General features: G+C 57.7%; 19 protein-coding genes and 1 pseudogene. 9 read left to right on the plus strand and 11 right to left on the minus strand.

Annotated elements, in window-relative coordinates; translation table 11 throughout:
* Positions 1-217: pseudogene (locus tag JO226_RS21480) on the plus strand (PTS cellobiose/arbutin/salicin transporter subunit IIBC); the annotation flags it as partial.
* A gap of 21 nt (positions 218-238) precedes the next feature.
* Positions 239-1,663, plus strand: coding sequence for a 6-phospho-beta-glucosidase (locus tag JO226_RS21485; RefSeq protein ID WP_296407236.1), 1,425 nt, complete (start codon positions 239-241; stop codon positions 1,661-1,663).
* Between the two features lie 39 nt (positions 1,664-1,702).
* Here the strand turns inward: JO226_RS21485 and hycI are convergent, their stop codons facing one another.
* Positions 1,703-2,158, minus strand: a complete 456-nt coding sequence (hycI, locus tag JO226_RS21490; RefSeq protein ID WP_296407237.1) for a hydrogenase maturation peptidase HycI — start codon at positions 2,156-2,158, stop codon at positions 1,703-1,705.
* Positions 2,159-2,406: 248 nt separating this feature from the next.
* Here hycI and JO226_RS21495 point away from each other — a divergent pair, with 248 nt between their 5' ends.
* Complete coding sequence (locus tag JO226_RS21495) at positions 2,407-4,017, plus strand: sigma 54-interacting transcriptional regulator (RefSeq protein WP_296407240.1); 1,611 nt, start codon at positions 2,407-2,409, stop codon at positions 4,015-4,017.
* A 17-nt stretch (positions 4,018-4,034) separates the two neighbouring features.
* Here the strand turns inward: JO226_RS21495 and JO226_RS21500 are convergent, their stop codons facing one another.
* From JO226_RS21500 to JO226_RS21545, 10 genes are read right to left on the minus strand one after another with little or no spacing between them, the layout of a single operon-like run.
* A complete protein-coding gene (locus tag JO226_RS21500) occupies positions 4,035-4,448 on the minus strand; it encodes a formate hydrogenlyase maturation HycH family protein (protein WP_296407246.1) in 414 nt (137 codons plus the stop codon).
* On the minus strand, positions 4,445-5,200 hold the full coding sequence (locus JO226_RS21505) for an NADH-quinone oxidoreductase subunit B family protein (RefSeq protein ID WP_296407247.1): 756 nt from the start codon (positions 5,198-5,200) through the stop codon (positions 4,445-4,447). Before JO226_RS21505 ends, JO226_RS21500 begins: the two co-directional genes overlap by 4 nt.
* The gene (hyfH, locus tag JO226_RS21510; RefSeq protein ID WP_296407249.1) at positions 5,187-5,747 is read right to left on the minus strand and encodes a hydrogenase 4 subunit H; all 561 of its coding nucleotides are present in this window, start codon (positions 5,745-5,747) and stop codon (positions 5,187-5,189) included. The genes JO226_RS21505 and hyfH overlap by 14 nt, the downstream gene beginning before the upstream one ends.
* Positions 5,748-5,757: 10 nt before the next feature.
* Positions 5,758-7,491, minus strand: coding sequence for an NADH-quinone oxidoreductase subunit C (locus tag JO226_RS21515; RefSeq protein ID WP_367273574.1), 1,734 nt, complete (start codon positions 7,489-7,491; stop codon positions 5,758-5,760).
* Positions 7,488-9,077, minus strand: a complete 1,590-nt coding sequence (locus JO226_RS21520) for a hydrogenase 4 subunit F (protein ID WP_296407251.1) — start codon at positions 9,075-9,077, stop codon at positions 7,488-7,490. Before JO226_RS21520 ends, JO226_RS21515 begins: the two co-directional genes overlap by 4 nt.
* A gap of 4 nt (positions 9,078-9,081) precedes the next feature.
* Positions 9,082-9,732, minus strand: a complete 651-nt coding sequence (hyfE, locus tag JO226_RS21525) for a hydrogenase 4 membrane subunit (protein ID WP_296407253.1) — start codon at positions 9,730-9,732, stop codon at positions 9,082-9,084.
* A gap of 11 nt (positions 9,733-9,743) precedes the next feature.
* A complete protein-coding gene (locus JO226_RS21530; protein ID WP_296407255.1) occupies positions 9,744-11,186 on the minus strand; it encodes a hydrogenase 4 subunit D in 1,443 nt (480 codons plus the stop codon).
* Between the two features lie 12 nt (positions 11,187-11,198).
* On the minus strand, positions 11,199-12,149 hold the full coding sequence (locus JO226_RS21535; RefSeq protein ID WP_296407257.1) for a respiratory chain complex I subunit 1 family protein: 951 nt from the start codon (positions 12,147-12,149) through the stop codon (positions 11,199-11,201).
* A 10-nt stretch (positions 12,150-12,159) separates the two neighbouring features.
* Positions 12,160-14,175, minus strand: coding sequence for a hydrogenase 4 subunit B (hyfB, locus tag JO226_RS21540; protein ID WP_296407259.1), 2,016 nt, complete (start codon positions 14,173-14,175; stop codon positions 12,160-12,162).
* The gene (locus JO226_RS21545) at positions 14,172-14,783 is read right to left on the minus strand and encodes a 4Fe-4S dicluster domain-containing protein (protein WP_296407261.1); all 612 of its coding nucleotides are present in this window, start codon (positions 14,781-14,783) and stop codon (positions 14,172-14,174) included. Before JO226_RS21545 ends, hyfB begins: the two co-directional genes overlap by 4 nt.
* A gap of 310 nt (positions 14,784-15,093) precedes the next feature.
* Here JO226_RS21545 and hypA point away from each other — a divergent pair, with 310 nt between their 5' ends.
* Genes hypA through flhA form a run of 6 tightly spaced genes read left to right on the plus strand, consistent with a single transcriptional unit; the run spans position 15,094 to position 20,805 of the window.
* On the plus strand, positions 15,094-15,438 hold the full coding sequence (hypA, locus tag JO226_RS21550; protein ID WP_296407263.1) for a hydrogenase maturation nickel metallochaperone HypA: 345 nt from the start codon (positions 15,094-15,096) through the stop codon (positions 15,436-15,438).
* Between the two features lie 12 nt (positions 15,439-15,450).
* Positions 15,451-16,320, plus strand: coding sequence for a hydrogenase nickel incorporation protein HypB (gene hypB, locus JO226_RS21555; RefSeq protein WP_296407265.1), 870 nt, complete (start codon positions 15,451-15,453; stop codon positions 16,318-16,320).
* Positions 16,311-16,583, plus strand: a complete 273-nt coding sequence (locus JO226_RS21560; protein ID WP_296407267.1) for a HypC/HybG/HupF family hydrogenase formation chaperone — start codon at positions 16,311-16,313, stop codon at positions 16,581-16,583. The genes hypB and JO226_RS21560 overlap by 10 nt, the downstream gene beginning before the upstream one ends.
* Complete coding sequence (hypD, locus tag JO226_RS21565; RefSeq protein ID WP_296407270.1) at positions 16,583-17,704, plus strand: hydrogenase formation protein HypD; 1,122 nt, start codon at positions 16,583-16,585, stop codon at positions 17,702-17,704. Before JO226_RS21560 ends, hypD begins: the two co-directional genes overlap by 1 nt.
* Positions 17,701-18,711: a hydrogenase expression/formation protein HypE gene (gene hypE / locus JO226_RS21570; protein ID WP_296407272.1), complete on the plus strand. Its 1,011-nt coding sequence runs from the start codon at positions 17,701-17,703 to the stop codon at positions 18,709-18,711. Before hypD ends, hypE begins: the two co-directional genes overlap by 4 nt.
* Before the next feature lie 18 nt (positions 18,712-18,729).
* A complete protein-coding gene (flhA, locus tag JO226_RS21575) occupies positions 18,730-20,805 on the plus strand; it encodes a formate hydrogenlyase transcriptional activator FlhA (RefSeq protein WP_296407273.1) in 2,076 nt (691 codons plus the stop codon).
* Positions 20,806-20,808: the final 3 nt, after the last annotated feature.

Consider the following 20,808-nt stretch of genomic DNA (forward strand, 5'->3'; position numbering starts at 1 on the left):
CAGCCACTCGATGGCGGCGCCCGGGCTTTTCACCAGCGTGCAGTTCTTCGACCCGGCCAACCCGATGAGCATCGTCTGGGTCTTTGGGGTCATGGCGCTGGCGGTAGTGCTCTCGTTTGTCCTGACCCTGCTGCTGGGCTTTGAGGACATTCCTGTTGAACAAGACGCGGCGGATGCCCGCCGCGCGCAGGGCGTCACGACGCCTGCTAATTCCTGACATTGATTCGCGAGGTAACGCATGTCGAGTTTTCCGCAAGGATTTTTATGGGGCGGCGCACTAGCCGCCAACCAGTCTGAAGGCGCATGGCAGGAGGGCGGAAAGGGGTTAACCACCGTCGATACTCTCCCGCACGGCGCCGGGCGCCTGCCGGTGAAGTTGGGCCTGGAAAAGCGCTTTACCCTGCGCGACGACGAGTTTTACCCCAGCCATCAGGCTATCGATTTCTATCATCGCTATAAGGAAGATATCGCGCTGATGGCGGAGATGGGCTTTACGGTCTTTCGCACCTCCATCGCCTGGAGCCGAATCTACCCGAAAGGCGACGAGCTCACGCCGAACCCGGAGGGTATTGCGTTTTACCGCGCGCTGTTTGAAGAGTGCAAAAAATACCATATCGAGCCGCTGGTCACGCTTTGCCATTTCGACGTGCCGATGCATCTGGTCGTGGAGTACGGCTCCTGGCGCAACCGTCGGATGGTTGAGTTTTTCACCCGCTATGCCCGCACCTGCTTTGAAGCGTTTGACGGGCTGGTGAAATACTGGCTCACCTTTAATGAAATCAACATCATGCTGCACAGCCCCTTCTCCGGCGCCGGGCTGGTGTTCGAAGAGGGAGAAAATCAGGATCAGGTAAAATACCAGGCCGCGCACCACGAACTGGTGGCCAGCGCCCTTGCGACCCGCATCGCCCACGAGGTTAACCCGCAAAACCAGGTAGGCTGTATGCTGGCAGGCGGTAATTTTTACCCCTGGTCCTGCAAGCCGGAAGATGTCTGGGCAGCACTGGAAAAAGACCGGGAAAATCTCTTCTTTATCGATGTGCAGGCCCGCGGCGCGTACCCGGCGTATTCGGCCCGCGTGTTTCGCGAAAAAGGGATAGAAATCGACAAAGCGCCCGAGGATGACGACATCCTGAAAAACACCGTCGATTTCGTCTCCTTTAGCTACTACGCTTCCCGCTGCGCTTCTGCGGAAATGAACAGCCAGAACACCAGCGCGGCCAACGTGGTGAAATCGCTGAAAAACCCGTACATCAACGCCAGTGAATGGGGCTGGGGCATTGACCCGCTCGGCCTGAGAATCACCATGAACATGATGTACGACCGCTATCAGAAACCGCTGTTTCTGGTGGAGAACGGGCTTGGCGCGAAGGATGTGGTGGAAGCCAACGGCGAGATCAACGACGACTACCGTATCGCCTATCTGCGCGAGCATATTCAGGCGATGGGCGAGGCCATTGACGACGGCGTGCCGCTTATCGGTTACACCACCTGGGGCTGTATCGACCTGGTATCGGCCTCGACCGGCGAGATGAGCAAGCGCTATGGTTTTGTGTATGTCGATCGCGATGACGCGGGTAACGGTACGCTGGACAGAAAACGCAAGAAATCGTTCTGGTGGTATAAGAAGGTGATTGCGAGTAACGGTGCGGATTTAGCGTAGTGTGTTTTGCCGGGCGACGCCATGCTTGCCCGGCACGGTTCAGAGCGGCAGAAAACCGCCGTTTCCAGTCCACCCGGCAAGCCGCGAATACACCAGCGCCACCGCCTCTTTGATTTTCGGCGTCATCGGATAATAAAAACCGACGATATCCGGCTGAATCCCCAGAAAAATCACCTCACCGACGTCCTCTTTGAGCTGATCGACCAGATAGTTCAGCGGCATATTGTGGGTCGTCATGATAAACATTTCGGCGATATCGTCAGGCTCAACGATGCGGATCTCACCCGGGTTGAGCCCCATCTCTGTGGCGTCGACAATCAGCAACCGGTCCGGACGCAGTTCCCGAATGGCGGCCACCTCGTTCTCCGGGGCACTACCACCGTCGAAAACCTGCCATGACCCCTGGGGTTGGGCAGTGCACATTTCCGCCAGCAGCGGTCCGGCGCCGTCGTCGCCCATCATGCTGTTGCCCACGCAGAGCAAAACACTGTTCACAATTTTCTCCCGTCACAAAACCTGAATGAACAAATTACCTGTTGATATCAACGAAACTCCAGTGCCGAATATCTTATATTGCATAAAGCCCGAAAATACTGATCTCACATGGCATTACTGGCGTAATCAATGCGCCAGTCATCCCAACAGAACAGGCTGAAGAGATGAATGAAGTAAAAAAGATGTCCGGCAGGAAAATAAGAACGGTTCCTATTACAAATGCAGAGTGGAATAACCAGTTGATTGCCATGATCAACTCTGGCGTCAAACCGGAACTGCTGGAGTTTTTCCATCAATTAAAAGACGAGCGCGACGAATATCGCATTCTGGTGGATATCACGAACTCTGTGCTGGCGCATCTTAATCGTGAGGGACTGGTCAGCGCCATCTCCCAGGACATTCATCGTTTTTTTGCTATTCCTTCCGTCGCTATCGCCTTTTTCGATAACGATAACCAACACGTTTTTCCGGTAATAACCTGTGTCTGGAATAACGACAACCCACATTATTGTCAGCAGAAAGAATATCCCGTTGCAGACAGCGATATCAAAAAGATGCTGGACAATGACCAACCTCAGGCCGTCGTGCTGACAGCCGAGACGACCGATCCGCTTTTGAAGGATTTATATACCTCTGGCATGCAGGCAGCCTTGCTGTTTCCGCTGACGTTCAACGCTCATTCACCGGGCATATTGATTCTCGCCCATACTGACGCTGGCGCCTTTACCCCCGCCGTCTGTTCGTTATTGGGGCAAATCGCTTCACGCATTAGTATCGCCGTTGATAACGCCAACGCCTGGAATGAGATAACCCGCCTGAAAGATTCGCTCAAGCAGGAGAATATCTGGCTTACTGAGCAGTTGCAGAATGTCGAAAGTCTTGACGATATTATTTTCCAGAGCACGGCGATGAAAAACCTGCTGCGCCAGGTGGAGCTGGTCGCCACGAGCGACAGTTCCGTGCTGCTGCTCGGGGAAACCGGAACCGGAAAAGAGCTTATCGCCAGGGCTATCCACAAACTGAGCCAGCGGGCGGACAACCCATTAATCAAAATCAACTGCGCCGCGATCCCGGCCAGTCTGTTAGAAAGCGACCTGTTCGGGCATGAAAAAGGGGCCTTTACCGGTGCGGTCGGTACGCATATTGGCCGTTTTGAAATGGCGGAAGGCGGCACGCTCTTCCTCGATGAAATCGGCGACATGCCGCTGGAGCTCCAGCCGAAGCTCTTGCGCGTACTTCAGGAGCGAGAGGTCGAACGGCTGGGAGGCAGCCGGGTTATCCCGGTCAATGTGCGGGTCGTGACCGCCACGAACCGCAGCCTGCAGCAGATGGTGCAGGACAAGAGCTTTCGCAGCGATCTTTTTTATCGCCTCAACGTCTTCCCCATCGTCGTCCCACCGCTGCGTGAACGCCCGGAAGACATACCTCTGCTCGCCACCTGGTTCACTCACAAGCTTGCAACGCGCATGAACAAAACCATTGATACTATCCCTGCCGCGGCATTGCAGGCGCTGTGTCGTTACGCGTGGCCGGGAAACGTCCGTGAATTGCAGAACGTCATTGAGCGGGCGGTTATCCTGACCCAGGGCAATACGCTGAACGTGCAGGTAAACGATTTACAGCCCGCGTCAGCCCCTGAATCCGCCGCACCTCGTCCTTCCACGCTTAAATTGCCGCCCATGTTCAACCCTAAGACGCCGGAAAAGGACGACGATGAGAGACAGCGGATCCTGGCCGCGCTTCGGCAAGCCAACGGCATCGTTGCCGGGCCGAAGGGGGCGGCGAAAAAGCTGGGACTCAAGCGCACCACCCTGCTATCACGAATGCAGCGTCTGGGAATCAATACACGGGAGCTATGAAAGCCTCCCGTGGAGACTTATGCCATCTGTCGTCTCACAATCAGATAGATAGCCGGTTCACGCTCAATTTCACCTAACAGCGCGATCAGCCGCAGACTCCAGCTTTTAAACGGCTCATCGCCATGCTGGCTGACGGCTGACAGCGTATTCGCCAGCAACGATGTGTGGGTAGAATCAATCGTGATTTCGCCAAAGGTCAGCAGGCCTCGCAGCTTACGATGCCCTTCCCCTTCCGGTAAGCGAGCCAGCCACTCGATGTAGCCTTCGAAGGGGCATTCCAGTTCATTTTTCAGACAGTCGATCATTCCCACATGGTGACCAATCGCCAGCGAGTAATACATCACCTGCTGGCTCTCCGCGGGCATATCCTCATCGCAGTCGACAAACTTCTGTCGCAGCGACCAGAACGTGACCTTTGCAGTTTCACTCACGCGACCACCTCCCCGGCAACCACCGCGGACAGACGGTGCACGATTTCTGACAGCCGTGGATCATGCTCCTGCTTCAACCACGCCTCCACTGCGCCAACATCCTGATGCTGTAATAAGGTCAGAAAGCGATGGCTGATATCGCCGCCCTGACGATAGCCCGCCATCCGACGAGCTTCACGCTCAACGGCGACCCGCAGCGTCAGCGGAATATCTGGCAGAATCAGCGCCGGTTTTTCGTCTGCGCCCTGTACATGTTCAACACCTTTCAGCTTCTGATCCAGTAGCCCCAGCGCCACGGCAAAACCGTGGATTGTCGCCGCCGGCGTTGGCGGGCAACCGGGGATCCACACATCGATGGGCACGATCGTGTCGCTGCCGCCCCACACGCAGTAAAGGTCGTGGAAAATCCCGCCGCCGACGCCGCAGGCACCATAGGAGATACAGATTTTCGGATCCGGCGCCGACGCATAGGCACGCAGCGCCGGAACGCGCATGGCGCGGGTCACCGCGCCGGTAAACAGCAGAATATCGGCATGCCGTGGGGATGCCACGACTTTAATCCCAAAACGCTCGGCATCAAATACCGGCGTAATGGCCGAGAAAATCTCAATTTCGCAGCCGTTGCACCCGCCGCAGTCCACCCGATAGACATAGGCGGAACGCTTAATGTCTTTGAGCAACGTTTGCTTCATCCGTGCCGCATCATCAGACAGCGCGATGGGCTGGCTGACATGATGGTTAAAGGTGTTCATGACGTTTCTCCACAACGGCAAAACTGAGGGTTCGCTTCTCGTGGCAGCTTATCGCTTGCTTGCGTTTGCAGGCAGGGCACGTCGAAAACTGCGCGGCCATCCCTTCGAGCGCCTCATCGCTCATGCCTGACTGACGCAACAACTCGACGGCATAGCGTACCGATTTCTCCGGGGTAAACGGCTGCTGGCACGCCACGCAATGTTGCAGGCGAAACACGGCGTTGACATAGAGATCGGCTTTGTTGGTCACCGCCAGTTCGAAATCTTCCGACAGGCGAATCGCCCTGGTCGGACAAACCTCTTCGCAGCGCCCACAGAAAATGCAGCGGCCAATGAACAGTTGCCAGATACGCTCATTGCTTTCCGGATGCGTTTCCATGGTAAGCGCGTTAGCCGGACACGCCATCGTGCACGCGCCGCAGGCGATGCACTGTTGGGGATCCAGCTCGGGTTTTCCGCGAAAACCCGGGCACACCTCCAGCGGTTTGAACGGATATTTTACCGTTGGCTCCCCCGCTTTCAGGATGGTTTTAAACAATTTCAACATCGTTCAATCCTTACTTAAGCGGTGACAAGGTACGTTCAATGCCATAACGTTCTATTTCTTTGTAAGGCACCGTCGTGGACTTGCGTTTGCGGACATCCACCAATGTCACGCGGTCAGTACAGGAGTAGCACGGGTCGAGGCTGCCGATAATCAGCGGCGCATCAGAAACCGTATTCCCACGCAGCATGTAGCGCAGCACCGGCCAGTTGGCGTAAGTCGCGGCACGACAACGCCAGCGGAACAGCTTCTGATTGTCGCCAAGCATGCTCCAGTGCACATCCTCCCCGCGCGGCGCTTCCACATAACCGAGCGCGAATTTATGCGGCTGATAGGTAAAGCCTTCGGTGAGTAAAGGCCCCTCAGCCATGGTTTCCAGCGCGTATTCGATCATCGCCAGTGAGTCAAAGGTCTCTTTGACACGCACCATCACCCGGGAGAACACATCGCCACCGTCATACGCAAACAGGGTTTTGGGCAGATTGCCATAGTCCGCATAGGGGTGATCGAAACGCATATCGCGTTTAAATCCGCTACCGCGAATGAGCGGCCCAACCGGGCTGTAATCACGGGCAACCTGACGGTCGAGAACGCCAACCCCCTGGGTACGCTGGGCGATATTTGGCGTCGACAGCAGCATGTCCACCAGTTCGCTCACCTCGGCGCGCATCTCGCGAACCAGCTGCAGCGTCTTGATTCGTTGCTCTTTGAGAATATCGCGACGAATACCGCCAATCAGGTTAAGACCGTACGTTTTGCGCGAACCGGTAAGCAGTTCCGCCATCGTCATCGACTTTTCACGTACGCGGAAGAACTGCATAAAACCGGTATCAAAACCCACAAAGTGGCTGGAGAGGCCAATATTCAGCAGATGGCTGTGCAGACGTTCCACTTCGAGCAGAACGGAACGAATGGTATGCGCGCGCTGCGGCACCACAATGCCCAGGGCGTTTTCAACCGAGGTCGCATAGGCGACGCTATGGGCAAACCCGCAAATGCCGCACACGCGATCGGAGAGAAACGTGACTTCGTTATACCCCATGCGGGTTTCCGCCAGCTTCTCCATCCCGCGATGAACATAGAACAGACGGTAATCCGCATCGACAATCTGCTCGCCATCCACGAACAGGCGGAAATGGCCCGGTTCATCCGAGGTGATATGCAAAGGACCAATCGGGACAACCCGAGCCTTGCTATCGCCATCGTTGATAAACGGATAGGTTTCCGTTTCTGTTGTCGGTACCGGGCGCTGGCGGTAGTCCATTGCGTCCTTACGCAACGGATACATTTCATCCGGCCAGTCATCGGGGAGCACCAGACGCCGCTCGTCCGGCAGGCCAACCGGCTTCAACCCATACATATCGCGGATTTCCCGCTCTCCCCATACCGCCGCAGGGACACGCGGCGTCACGGATGGAAACTCCAGAGAATTTCCGACCAACGCTTTCACTACCACCCAGCACTTCTCGCCCTCTTCCATCGACAGCGCGTAGTACACGGCGAAATGACCGTTGAGCGTCCGTTCATCGTTGCCAAACAATACCGGCAGCCACCCACCGCACTGGTAGTAAAGAAACTCGACAATATCCGGCAACCGGTTAATTTTGACAGTAATCGTCACCTGATCGGCCGTCTGGCGCTCCTCATCAAGCACCGCGCCGGGGAATTTCTCTCGGACGGCCGCCAGATAAGCAACACCACGTACATCGCCCTGCGCGAGACCGTTCATATAATCTTGATAACTCACTTCATTTCTCCCGTACACTCGCGAGTGCAATCACTGTGGTTAGTGGAAGACGTGGTCTGGACAGCCCACGGCCACTGAAAGTCTTGCGACGACGTCTTGTTCATGACGACCGTCACTGCGTTTTCCAGAAGACGGCTGACCGGCTGCGGAATATGCGTCCCCATCACCAGCATCAGCACCAGCAAGATGGCCATCGGCAGCGTGGTGAGCAGCCCCAGTTCGCCACGACTCGTGGCTTCAGGCGCCGTGCCGAACAGCAGGCACGCCACCATCCTCACCAGTCCCCCCAACACGACCGTCAGCAGCAACAGCAGGCCGATGGTCAGCCACAAGTGCCCGGCCTTCAGCCCGGCGGTAACGGTCATAAATTCGCTCAGAAAAATGTTGAACGGCGGCATCCCGCCCAGCGCCAGCGCGCCGCCAGCCAGCAAGACGGCGCTAAACGGCATCAGCTTAAGCATGCCGCGCACAACGCGAAGGTCGCGGGTGCCGTACTTAAGCAGCACGTTACCAGAGCCGCAAAACAGCAGGGTTTTCGCGAGGCTGTGATTGAGGGTGTGCAACAGCGCCGCCAGCACGCCCAGCGGCCCGCCAATGCCCAGCGCCACGGCAATCAGCCCCATGTTTTCTACGCTCGAATATGCCAACAGACGCTTCACGTCCTGCTGCACGAGAATAAAGAACGCGGCAACCGCGACCGAAAGCAGACCGAACACGATAAGCAAGGTACTGGGGAACTGCGGGCCGATCGCCTCGCTGATAATGATGTAAAAACGCACAATCACCAGCAACGCGCAGTTGAGCAACACCGCCGAGAGCAGCGCACTGGTAGGGCTTGGCGCTTCACTGTGAGCATCCGGGAGCCAGGCATGCATCGGAAACAAACCGGTTTTCGTGCCAAACCCAATGAGCACGAACACGAAGGCCAGGTGCATCAGGGTAGGATCGAGTTGGCTGGCGTGTTTGAGCACTTCACTCCAGAAAATAGCCTGACTGGCGTCGGGCATAAAACTCGCCGCGTTGGCATACACCAGGATGGTGCCAAACAGACCGAATGCGACACCAACCGTACAGATAATGATGTACTTCCATGCCGCTTCCAGCGAAGAACGCTGCCCGTATATGCCCACCAGAAACGCAGAACTCAGGGTCGTGGCTTCAATCGCCGCCCACATGACAATCAGGTTGTTGCTGGTCACCACCAGCATCATGGTGAAGAGAAACAGATGGAAAAAGCCGTAGTAGTGACACAGCGTCGCGACCGATATCTCCCCTTCATCAACCTCATGGCGCATATAGCCCATGGAGTAGAGGCCGGTAAGAAAACCGATCACCCCGAGAATGGCGAGGAACAACGCACTCAGACTATCAACATGCAGCCACAGATTATTGGAGAACATCTCCCCCTGACTTGCGACGATGTTGACGGCATACAGCGTCACGCCCAGCAGCGCGACAATACCGACACCGTGAAACAGCGTGACCATGGCGCGTGCGGCACAACCCAGCAGCTGACACGCGAATGCCAGCAAGGAGAACACCAGCGGCGTCAATAACAATAAGGTAAAAATAGCAGTATGACTCATTGTGTTATCCCTTCAGCGCCGTCAGTTGGGAGACATCCAGCGTGCCGAGCGTGCGCCAAATTTTTCTCACCAGCAGCACCATGACAATCACCGCAAAAATGGCATCCGTGGCGATACCAATTTCTACCAGTTCAGGGGCTTTATTCGCCAACAGCGCCAGGACCAGATGCGAACCGTTTTCCATCAGGCAGTAGCCGAACACCTGCTTGAGAATGTTGCGCTGGGTAACAATGCACAGCAGTCCCAACAAAAAATGACCTAACGCCACCGCCAGCGCCGGTTTCAGGTCATGCAACAACGGTAGCGTCACCGGACGCACGACAAACCAACACAACACCACAATGACGGCCGCGGCGACCATCAGCATGGCGGGACCAATCAGGCTGACATCCGCCTGCGGGTCGGCCAGCTTACGGAAGGCAAACCCCATAATGACGGGGACCAGAATGACTTTGGTCAGCAGGGCGCTGAACGACCACATCAGCAGTTGTTCAGAGTCCAGAGTTCGCGACAGCGTGAAAAAAATCAGCACCAGCACCAGCGACTGTAGCGCGTAAAACCAGCAGGAATTGCGCGGATGCTTTGCACCTATCACCAGTAGCGACGTCACCATCATCAATCCGGCGAGATTATTAACGAGTAAGGCTCCAGTCATCGTCGACTCCCTTAATTCAGCCAGAGGGCAGCGATGACGCTCGAACACAGCGACATGACCACCAGAACGACCAACACCATGCGCATCGCCATCGGCAACGGCGCCATTTGCGCCACTTCCGGGCTCGGCTCCCCAGGCACGACGCGCCCAAACCAGTAAATCAGCCACGCGAAGCTCGCCACGGACTCAATCAGCACCAGCACCATGATGGGGGCGAGGATCCAGTCGTGCGCCGAGAGGGCAAAACCGGCGGCGAAAATCGGGAATTTACTGAAGAAACCGTTAAACGGAGGAACACCGGCAATGGCCAGCGCTGCAACGCAAAAACCGATGCCCAGCAGAGGGGATTTGCTCATTACGCCACGTAATTTCGGCAGCAAACGGGTACCGCAGCTATAGCTGAACGCACCGGCCACCAGGAAGAACAAGCTCTTGGCAAACGCGTGGTTAAAGATATATGCGATACCACCATCAAAGGCTTCCTTCGAGCCAAGCACCGCCAGCGATAACGCAAGGAAGATATAGGCTAATTGGGTGATCGTGGACCACGCCAGCAGGCGTTTCATATCCTTCTGCGGCAGGTACATCATAAAACCGTAGATAAGGGTAATCGTCGCCATCACGACGCCGACCCAACCGATTACATGCGGCACGTTACCGCCATCAAGGATGGCGCGAGCAAAGATATACACTCCGACTTTCACCATTGAGGCGGCATGCAGATAAGCACTGACGGGCGTCGGCGCTTCCATCGCATCCGGCAGCCATGCCTGAAGCGGTAACTGCGCGGATTTCCCCCAGGCCGCGAACAAAATGCCGCCATAAACGACCATGCTCGCACTGCCGTTCAACTGGCTTAACGCGCTCAGGGCAAACGTCCCGGTATTGAGGAACAACGTGGCCGCGGCAAGATACAGCCCCAGAGAGGCGACATGCGTTATCAACAGCGCTTTCATCGCCGAGCGCTGAGATTTTGGCGTCTGGTAATAGCCAATCAGCGCCCAGGAACACCCGCCGGTAATCTCGAAAAACAACAGTTGTCCGAGCAGCGTGGACGACAGCACCAGCCCCGCCATCGCGCCAATGAAGATAAGCAGGAAAGCGTAATAACGATTGCCGCCATCATGCGGGTGCTCGCGGTTGCCGGTCGTCAGATAGCCAGTCGAATAGAGGCTGACCAGAAATCCGAGGAACACCACCGCAAAGACAATCAGGGTGCTGATACGATCGACGGTAAAGCCAAACAGTGCGACGCCGTGATAGCTGGCTAGCGTCCAGGTGGCGGCGACCTTACCGCCAGCAAGAAACATCCAGCCCAGCGCGACGGTCGCGAGCGTTGCCAGCAGCGCGAACAGTGTGCAGAGATGTCTGGCCGCGCGTTGAGGTACACAGGCCGTTAGCAGCGCGCCGATAAACGGTACCAGCAGCGCCGTCAGAGCTAATTTTTCCATCATTAATGGCGCTCCTTACAGGCCAGTAAAATAGAAGACGAAGGCCAGAACCGCGACGCCAAACCCCATCCAGGTCACCCTGTGCGTCAGCAGGAAACGTCCACGCGCCAGCGAGTTCTCCACCAGCGAGGCAAGCACAAAAACCACCACCAGTTTGAGGACCGTCACGACTAACGCCAGCAGTAGCGCAGATGCCGTCATGCTTGCGGCCTTGCCGAAGGGCAAGAAAACCGCGAGGAACATTTCAGCCACCACGACCTGCTTGAGGCCAATTCCCCATTTCACCAGCGCAAAATCAGCACCGGAATACTCGGTCAGCGGCCCTTCCTGTAGCTCCTGTTCCGCTTCGGCGACATCGAACGGAATTTTCCCCATCTCGATAAACGCCGCGAAGCCGCAGGCCAGAAACGCCATAAATATCGCCAGCGGCGATGTCCAGCCCTGCGACAGCGTGGCGCTTATCGTGCCGATGTTGGTGGAGCCGACGATCAGCGCCACCACCAGCAAGCCGAGGATCAGAATGGGTTCCACCAGGATGCCGAGCGTCAGCTCGCGGCTGGCGCCGATGCCTGCAAACGTGCTGCTGCTATCGAGCCCTGAGAGCGAAAAGAAAAAGCGAAACAGCGCAAACAGATACAGCAGGGTGATTAAGTCGCCCGCGCCGCCAAACGGCGAGGTCTGCGTGAACACCGGCAGGGCCATGGCCACCAGCAGCATGCTGCTGAGCAACACCCAGGGCATCAGACGGAACATCGCGCCGGATTGCTCCGGCCCCACAGGCTGGCGTTTCAGCAACTTGCCGAGATCGCGATAATCCTGAAGGATGCCAGGACCACGGCGTGACTGCATACGGGCGCGAATCTGACGGGAAATACCGGTCATCAGCGGCGTCAGCGCCAGCAGAACCGCCGCCTGACACACGGCAAACAACCCCATTCCCCACTCTGGCGTTTGTTGAATTAACATCTCACTCTCCTCACAGCGCCACGGTCAGCAGTAAAACAACCAACGCCACGACCACGTACAGGCAGTACAGGCGGAAATCCCCACTCTGCATCCGCTGTATCCCCGCACCGGCTCGCTGAAAGAGACGCACCAGGGGCCAGATGATTTTCTCGTCCCAGAACGGCTCCACGGCGGCCGCGCCCGCGGTCACCCTTGTCAGACTACGGCCCAGCGCTGCGGAGGGGTCGAGCTGCTTGCGCATCCGGTAGAGCGGCGCGAACATCACCCGCAGAGGTTGCGTAAAGCTACCGGCAGACGCGGACATGGCCTCTTCCCAGCCATAACCACAGGCCCACGGCGCACCGCGACGACGAAACGCGCCGCGCTCGCCGCGCAGCGCCCACCATACCGCCAGCGGCAGTAACGGCAGCGCCAACAGCAACAGGAAGGAGATCGCCGGAGAGAGCATCGCCTGCGCACTGCTACCCGGTTGCAGCAGTAGGTTGTTCGCGACCTGTAGATCCGGCGTATGCGTTAATGACACCGCCACCTGCGCCAGAACCGGCGCGACATAAGAGGCGCCAACGCCCAGCGCCACGCAGAGCAGCGCCATCACGATCATCGCCGTCGTCATTGGCCAGGGCACTTCACGCGCGTGCTCCGCCTGTTCGCTGCGCGCGCCGCCGCAGAAACTAATGCCATAGACTTTAACGAAGCACATGGCCGCCAGCGCGCCCGTAATAGCCAGCATGACGATGGCGATCGGTCCCGCCAGACGGGTGACGAAATCGCCATCATGGCTCAGCGTGAACAACGACTGATAGGTAAACCATTCGCTCACGAAACCGTTGAGCGGCGGTAAGGCGGAAATAGACATACAGCCAATCAAAAACGCCGCGCCGGTCAACGGCATCAGTTTGGCGAGGCCGCCCATCTTCTCCATATCGCGGGTATGTACGCGGAAAATCACCGCGCCCGCGCCGAGAAACAGCAGCCCTTTAAACAAGGCATGGTTGAGTAAATGGAACAATGCCCCCAGCAGACCGACCGCCGCGAGCAGAGGATGATGGCTGGCAATGCCAATCATGCCGACGCCGACCCCCATCAGGATGATGCCGATGTTCTCGACGGTGTGCCACGCCAGCAGACGCTTAATATCATGCTCAGCCAGGGCGTAAAGTACGCCCAGCACCGATGAAACCGCGCCGAACGCCAACACCACAACGCCCCACCAGCTCTCGGTGGCGCCCAGCAGATCGATGCCCACTTTAATGATGCCGAAGATACCGATTTTCACCATCACCCCGGACATCAACGCCGAAGCATGAGAAGGTGCCGCCGGGTGAGCGCGCGGTAGCCAGCTGTGCAGCGGCAGCATCCCGGCCTTGGCGCCAAACCCCAAAAACGCCAGCAGGAATACCAGCGAGGAAACTGTCGGGGAAAGGTGCAACTGACGGAAGGTATCGAAATCCAGGCTGCCGCTTTCTCGCCACATCAGGAAAAAGGCCACCATGATCAGGACCGAGCCAGCATGCGCGATAAAGAAGTAGAGCAATCCCGCCTTAATCGATTCCTCACTCTGATCGGCAATGACCAGGAACCATGACGCCAGCGACATCATTTCAAACAGGATGATGAACCAGAAACCGTTGTCCATCACCACAAGTCCCACCATCGAGGCAATGAACAGGTTCATAAAGAACCCCATGGCCGCCGCCCCTTTGCCCAGGTACTCCTGCATATAGGACAAGGAGTAGAGCGCGCACAGCGTGACCAACAGAGAAATGACCATCACCATGAAGGCCGCCAGACTATCCAGACGAACGCTAAAGGCGGCGAACGGGAACGGACCTGCCGCCCACCAGTTCAGCGTTTCACCGCTGAATAACACCGGCAGCGCGCAGCCAAGACCCAGCAGCCCTCCCGCTATCGCGGACCATGCCGCCACGCGGATGGCGAGCCGCTCGTTGCTTTGCAACAGAAGAGAAAGCACTCCGCCAACGACGTACAACGCCAGCGACCACATCAACAAATGCAGTGAATTCATGAATTATTCTCCCCCAGACCAGGCAACACCTCAGGCATCAACAATGCCGTTTGCGCCCTGCGTTGTTTTGCCTGAGCATCAAGCGATAGCGGGTCGATAAGATGCAGCGCATGGGTTGGGCAGGAACGCACGCAGGCGGGTCCTTCCGGCAGGAAATGGCAGAGATCGCATTTCACCGCAATGCTGCGAACGCCTGCATTCCAGCTCAGGAAGGGGTTCATGTTGTCCGGGCTCACCGGAACATCGCTTAACAATGACGCGGGTACAACGTGTTGATACTGAGCAGGCACGTTGAGCGGCGTGGAGCCCGCTGGCGTTATCGCACCGAACGGACAGACCAGTCCGCATAGCTTGCAGCCAATACACAGACTCTCATTGAGCTGCACGCCGCCATCCTCAAAAGAGATGGCATTCACCGGACACACCCGCTTGCAGGGCGCGTCTTCGCAATGGCGACACACGACGGGAGCCGTGCTGTCGTCCGTGCGCACCATCTCAAGCCTGGGGTGCTGCTGTAGCCCCTGTGCTTTGTGGACATCGGAGCACGCTGCCAGGCAGGTATTGCATCCGATGCACCACTGAGGATCCGCAATCACAAAGCGGTTCATGGTAATTCCTCTGACGCTGAATAAAATGTTCCCGCCAGCTAAGCAATGTTCATGCCATAAAGAAATAAACATTAAATTCAATAGGTTGAAATAAGATCGTCGCATTGACAGCGTGTCATCGACAGGGTGACGACGTTTATGACGATCGGCGTTTTTCCCCTCCCCCCCCTGTCGCCGTCATTTGTGGCGACACCACGTCAAAAATGTCATCACCAGGATGTCGAAATCATTTTTTATCAATTAAATCAATAAAATGAAAAATGGCTTGTTATTTGCATAGCGCTATAAAAAGTGAGAAACCGAGACTGTTATGCACGAAATTACGCTCTGCCAGCGGGCGCTGGAAATTGTGGAACAGCAAGCGACCGGCAGCGGCGCATCGCGGGTGACGGCTATCTGGCTGAAAGTCGGCGCATTCTCCTGCGTAGAGCCCACGGCGCTTGAGTTTTGCTACGAACTGGTCTGTCGCGGCACGATCGCCGAAGGCAGCACTTTGCATATAGAGGAACAGCAAGCGGAGTGCTGGTGCCCATCCTGCCAGCAGTACGTACATCTGATCTCTTCCCACGTCCGGCGCTGCCCGCAGTGCCAGAGCAATGAATTACGGATCGTGGCCGACGATGGCCTGCAGATCCAACGTATTGAAGTCGAGTAACAGGAGTCCGTTATGTGTACCACCTGTGGTTGCGCGCAAGGCAACCGGTATATTGAAGGCGATGAGCGCAACCCGCACTCGGCCTTTCGCAGCGCGCCCTTCGCCCCGGCAACACGCCCGGCTATCCACATCACTGCCATAAAATCTGATTTCAGCCCGCAGCAGTCGGCGCAAGGCGATCTGCACTACGGCCACGGCGAAGCAGGTACCCATGCGCCGGGAATGAGCCAGCGCAAAATGCTGGAAGTGGAAATCGACGTGCTGGATAAAAACAACCAGTTGGCGGCGCGTAACCGCGCCCGCTTTGCCGCCCGCGAACAGCTGGTGCTGAACCTGGTCTCCAGCCCCGGTTCCGGTAAAACCACCCTGCTGACGGAAACCCTGCTGCGCCTGAAAGGAAAAACGCCATGCGCGGTGATTGAGGGCGATCAGCAAACCATTAACGATGCCGCCCGCATTCGCGCTACCGGTACCCCGGCGATTCAGGTCAATACTGGCAAAGGCTGCCATCTGGATGCGCAGATGATTGCCGATGCCGCCCCCAGGCTACCGCTGGCGGATAATGGCATCCTGTTTATTGAAAACGTCGGCAACCTGGTCTGTCCGGCCAGTTTCGACCTCGGCGAACGTCACAAGGTCGCCGTGCTCTCGGTGACAGAGGGCGAGGACAAACCGCTGAAATACCCCCACATGTTCGCCGCCGCCTCGCTGATGCTGCTGAACAAAGTTGATTTATTGCCGTATCTGCAGTTCGACGTGGAGAAATGCATCGCCTGCGCCCGTGAAGTGAACCCGACGCTGGAGGTCATTCTGGTGTCCGCGACCCACGGCGAAGGGATGGATGCCTGGCTTAACTGGCTGGAGACGCAGCGATGTGCATAGGCATTCCCGGGCAAATCTGCGCCATTGACGGCCAACTGGCGAAAGTTGACGTCAACGGCATCAAACGCGACGTCGACCTGACGCTGGTCGGCGCCGCCGATGAGCACGGCCAGCCACGCCTCGGGCAGTGGGTGCTGGTTCACGTCGGCTTCGCCATGAGCGTAATTAATGAAGAAGAGGCGCGCGATACCCTTGAGGCGCTGCAAAACATGTTCGAGGTCGAGCCGGATGTCGGCGCTCTGCTGTACGGCGAGGAGCGATAATGCGCTTTGTTGATGAATACCGCGCCCCGGATCAGGTAATGAAGCTTATCGCCAGCCTGCAGGAGCGCGCCAGTCACTTGCCCTACAGCGCGGAGGTTCCGTTGCGCATTATGGAAGTGTGCGGCGGGCATACCCATGCCATTTTTAAATTCGGCTTAGACCAGTTGCTGCCGGAAAACATCGAATTTATCCACGGCCCGGGCTGCCCGGTCTGCGTGCTGCCGATGGGACGCATTGACGCCTGTATCGAAATCGCCAGCCACCCGGAGGTCATCTTCTGTACCTTCGGCGATGCGATGCGCGTGCCCGGCAGGCAGGGTTCGCTGACGCAGGCAAAAGCGCGGGGCGCCGACGTGCGGGTCGTTTACTCGCCGATGGACGCCCTGACGCTGGCGCGCCAGAACCCGCAGCGCAAAGTGGTCTTTTTCGGCCTGGGCTTTGAAACGACCATGCCCGCTACCGCCATTACGCTACAGCAGGCGCGTCAGCAAAACGTGACGAATTTCTTCTTCTTTTGCCAGCACATCACGCTCATTCCAACGCTGCAAAGCCTGTTAGAACAGCCGGATAACGGTATTGACGCTTTTCTGGCGCCGGGCCATGTCAGCATGGTCATAGGCACCGACGCTTATGGTTTCATCGCCGGACGTTATAAACGCCCGCTGGTGGTCGCTGGTTTCGAACCCCTTGATCTACTGCAAGGCGTAAGCATGCTCGTTGAGCAGAAAATAGCGGGTCACAGTCAGGTCGAGAACCAGTATCGCCGGGTGGTGCCAGATGAAGGCAACCGGTTGGCGCAGGCCGCCATCGCCGAGGTATTTACCGTCAACGGCGATAGCGAATGGCGCGGTCTCGGGCTTATCAACGACTCCGGCGTACATCTGACCCCCGGTTATCAGCATTTTGATGCCGAGGCGCATTTCCGCCCGTCGCCGCAACGCGTATGCGATGACCCTAACGCGCGCTGCGGCGACGTGCTGACCGGACACTGCAAGCCGCACCAGTGCCCGCTGTTTGGCACGACCTGCAACCCACAAAGCGCCTTCGGCGCGCTGATGGTCTCCTCGGAAGGAGCCTGCGCGGCGTGGTATCAATATCGACGTCAGGAAAACAACGCATGAAAAGCATTCAGATAGCGCACGGCAGCGGCGGCCAGGCGATGCAGCAACTGATAAACGACCTGTTTATGCAGGCTTTCGCCAACCCGTGGCTTGCCGAACAGGAAGACCAGGCGCGCATTGACCTCGCCCAGCTAACGGCCAGCGGAGACCGGCTGGCGTTTTCCACCGACAGCTACGTTATCGACCCGCTGTTTTTCCCCGGCGGCGATATCGGCAAACTGGCAATCTGCGGTACGGCCAACGACATCGCCGTCAGCGGCGCCATCCCACGTTTCCTGTCCTGCGGTTTTATTCTGGAAGAAGGGCTGGACATGGCCACGCTGGAGACGGTCGTCGCCAGCATGGCGCAGACGGCGGCGGCGGCCAACATCGCCATCGTCACTGGCGATACCAAGGTGGTGCCGCGGGGTGCTGCCGATAAGCTGTTTATCAATACCGCCGGGATCGGCGCGATCCCGGCGACGGTTCACTGGGGCGCGCAACAGTTGACGGCGGGCGATGTGCTGCTGGTGAGCGGCACGCTGGGCGATCACGGCGCCGCCATTTTGAACCTGCGTGAACAGCTGGGACTGGAAGGCGAACTCCAGAGCGACTGCGCCGTACTGACGCCGCTTATCCAGACGCTGCGCGATATTCCGGGCGTTAAGGCGCTACGTGATGCGACCCGCGGCGGTGTTAACGCCGTCGCCCATGAGTTTGCCGCCGCGAGCGGTTGCGGCATTGAGCTGCATGAAGCACGCTTGCCGGTCAAACCTGTGGTGCGCGGCGTCTGCGAACTGCTGGGCCTTGATCCGCTGAATTTCGCTAACGAGGGCAAGCTGGTGATCGGCGTTTCCGCCGACGCGGCAGACGACGTGCTGGCCCGGCTGCATAGTCATCCGCTCGGGCGAGACGCGGCGATTATCGGGGAAGTGTGCGAGCGCCGCGGCGTACGACTGGCGGGGATTTACGGCGTGAAGCGCACGCTTGAGCTGCCTCACGCCGAGCCGCTGCCGCGTATCTGCTAACATTTTTGGATAATGGCAATGTCATATACCCCCTTGGGCGATCTCGGACAGCAGGGGCTGTTCGACATCACCCGGACGCTTTTACAGCAGACCGACCTGACGGGCGTCAGCGAGGTGTTGACCCGGCTGGTAAAACATTCCTCGCTGGCAGACAGCGCCGCAATCATCCTCTGGCAGCCGGAGAACCACCGCGCGCGCTATTACGCCAGCGCGCAGCCAGGCGCCCCCATCGAGTACGAAGATGAGACCTGGCTGGCCTACGGCCCGATACGCCGCCTGCTGTCGCGCCCGGATGCGCTGTACTGCAATCATGATGAGTTCAGCGAAGCGTGGCCGCAGTTGGCGGAAAGCGGGCTGTACTCCCCTTTCTCCCAGTATTACCTTCTGCCGCTCGCCGCAGAAGGCCGCATCTTCGGCGGTTGCGAGTTTATCCGCAACGACGCGCGCCCGTGGACCGGGAAAGAGCGCCAGCGCCTGCACACCCTGGCGCAGATTGTGGCGGTGGTCACCGAGCAGCACCAGAGCAGAGCCAGCAACAGCGCCGATTATTCTCTGCTGTGTCGCGAACGCGACAATTTCCGCATTCTGGTGGCTATCACTAACGCCGTGCTGTCACGTCTTGATATTGATGAGCTGGTAAGTGAAGTGGCTAAAGAGATCCACCACTATTTTAACATTAATGCCATCAGCATCGTGTTGCGCAGCAACCACAAGGGCAAGCTGAACATCTACGCCAGCCATTATCTTGACGAAAACAAACCTGTTCACGACCAGAGCGAAGTCGACGAAGCCGGTACCCTCAGCGAGCGGGTGTTTAAAAACAAAGAGATGCTGCTGCTGAAGCTGCATGAAGACGATGCGCTTGCGCCCTATGAACGGATGCTGTTTAACCGTTGGGGCAGTCAGCCGCAGACCCTGTGCCTGTTGCCGCTGATGTCGGGCGACAAAATGCTCGGCGTGCTGAAGCTCGCCCAGTGCGATGAAAAAGTTTTCAACACCGTCAACCTCAAACTGTTGCGCCAAATTGCCGAACGCGTGTCGATTGCCGTGGATAACGCGCTGGCCTATCAGGAAATCCGTCGTCTGAAAGAGCGCCTGGTCGATGAAAACCTGGCCCTGACCGAACAACTGAACAACGTCGACAGCGAATTTGGCGAAATCATTGGCCGTAGCGAGGCGATGTACAGCGTACTTAAACAGGTGGAGATGGTGGCCCAGAGCGACAGTACGGTGCTGATCCTCGGTGAAACTGGCACCGGTAAAGAGCTGATCGCCCGCGCCATCCATAATCTTAGCGGGCGCAACGGCCGCCGGATGGTGAAAATGAACTGTGCGGCCATGCCGGCAGGCCTGCTGGAAAGCGACCTCTTCGGTCACGATCGCGGTGCCTTTACCGGCGCCAGCGCGCTGCGCGTCGGCCGCTTTGAGTTGGCGGATAAAAGCTCGCTGTTTCTCGATGAGGTCGGCGATATGCCGCTTGAGCTACAGCCAAAGCTGCTGCGCGTTCTGCAGGAGCAGGAGTTTGAGCGTCTTGGCAGCAATAAGCTCATCCAGACCGACGTCCGTCTGATCGCCGCCACGAACCGGGATCTGAAAAAAATGGTGGCGGATCGCGAGTTTCGCAGCGATCTCTATTACCGCCTGAACGTGTTTCCGATCCATCTGCCGCCACTGCGCGAAAGGCCGGATGACATTCCCCTGCTGGTGAAGGCGTTTACCACCAAAATCGCCCGCCGTCTCGGTCGGCAAATCGACAGTATTCCGGCGGAAACTCTGCGCGCTCTGAGCCGTATGGCGTGGCCGGGCAACGTCCGCGAACTGGAAAACGTGATTGAACGGGCGGTGCTCCTGACCCGGGGTAGCGTACTGCAACTTTCGCTGCCGGAAATCAGCGTCGAAACTGAAACGCCGATGCTGGCGGCGGAGAAACCGCTCGATGGCGAAGACGAGGCGCAGCAAATTCTGCGGGTGTTGAAAGAGACCAACGGCGTGGTCGCCGGACCGAAAGGCGCCGCGCAACGTCTGGGTCTCAAGCGCACCACCCTGCTTTCGCGAATGAAGCGCCTGGGCATCGACAAAGACATGCTGGCGTAAACT

The sequence above is a fragment of the Pluralibacter sp. genome, from assembly GCF_019237635.1.
In the GTDB taxonomy this organism is placed as follows: Bacteria; Pseudomonadota; Gammaproteobacteria; order Enterobacterales; family Enterobacteriaceae; genus Enterobacter_B.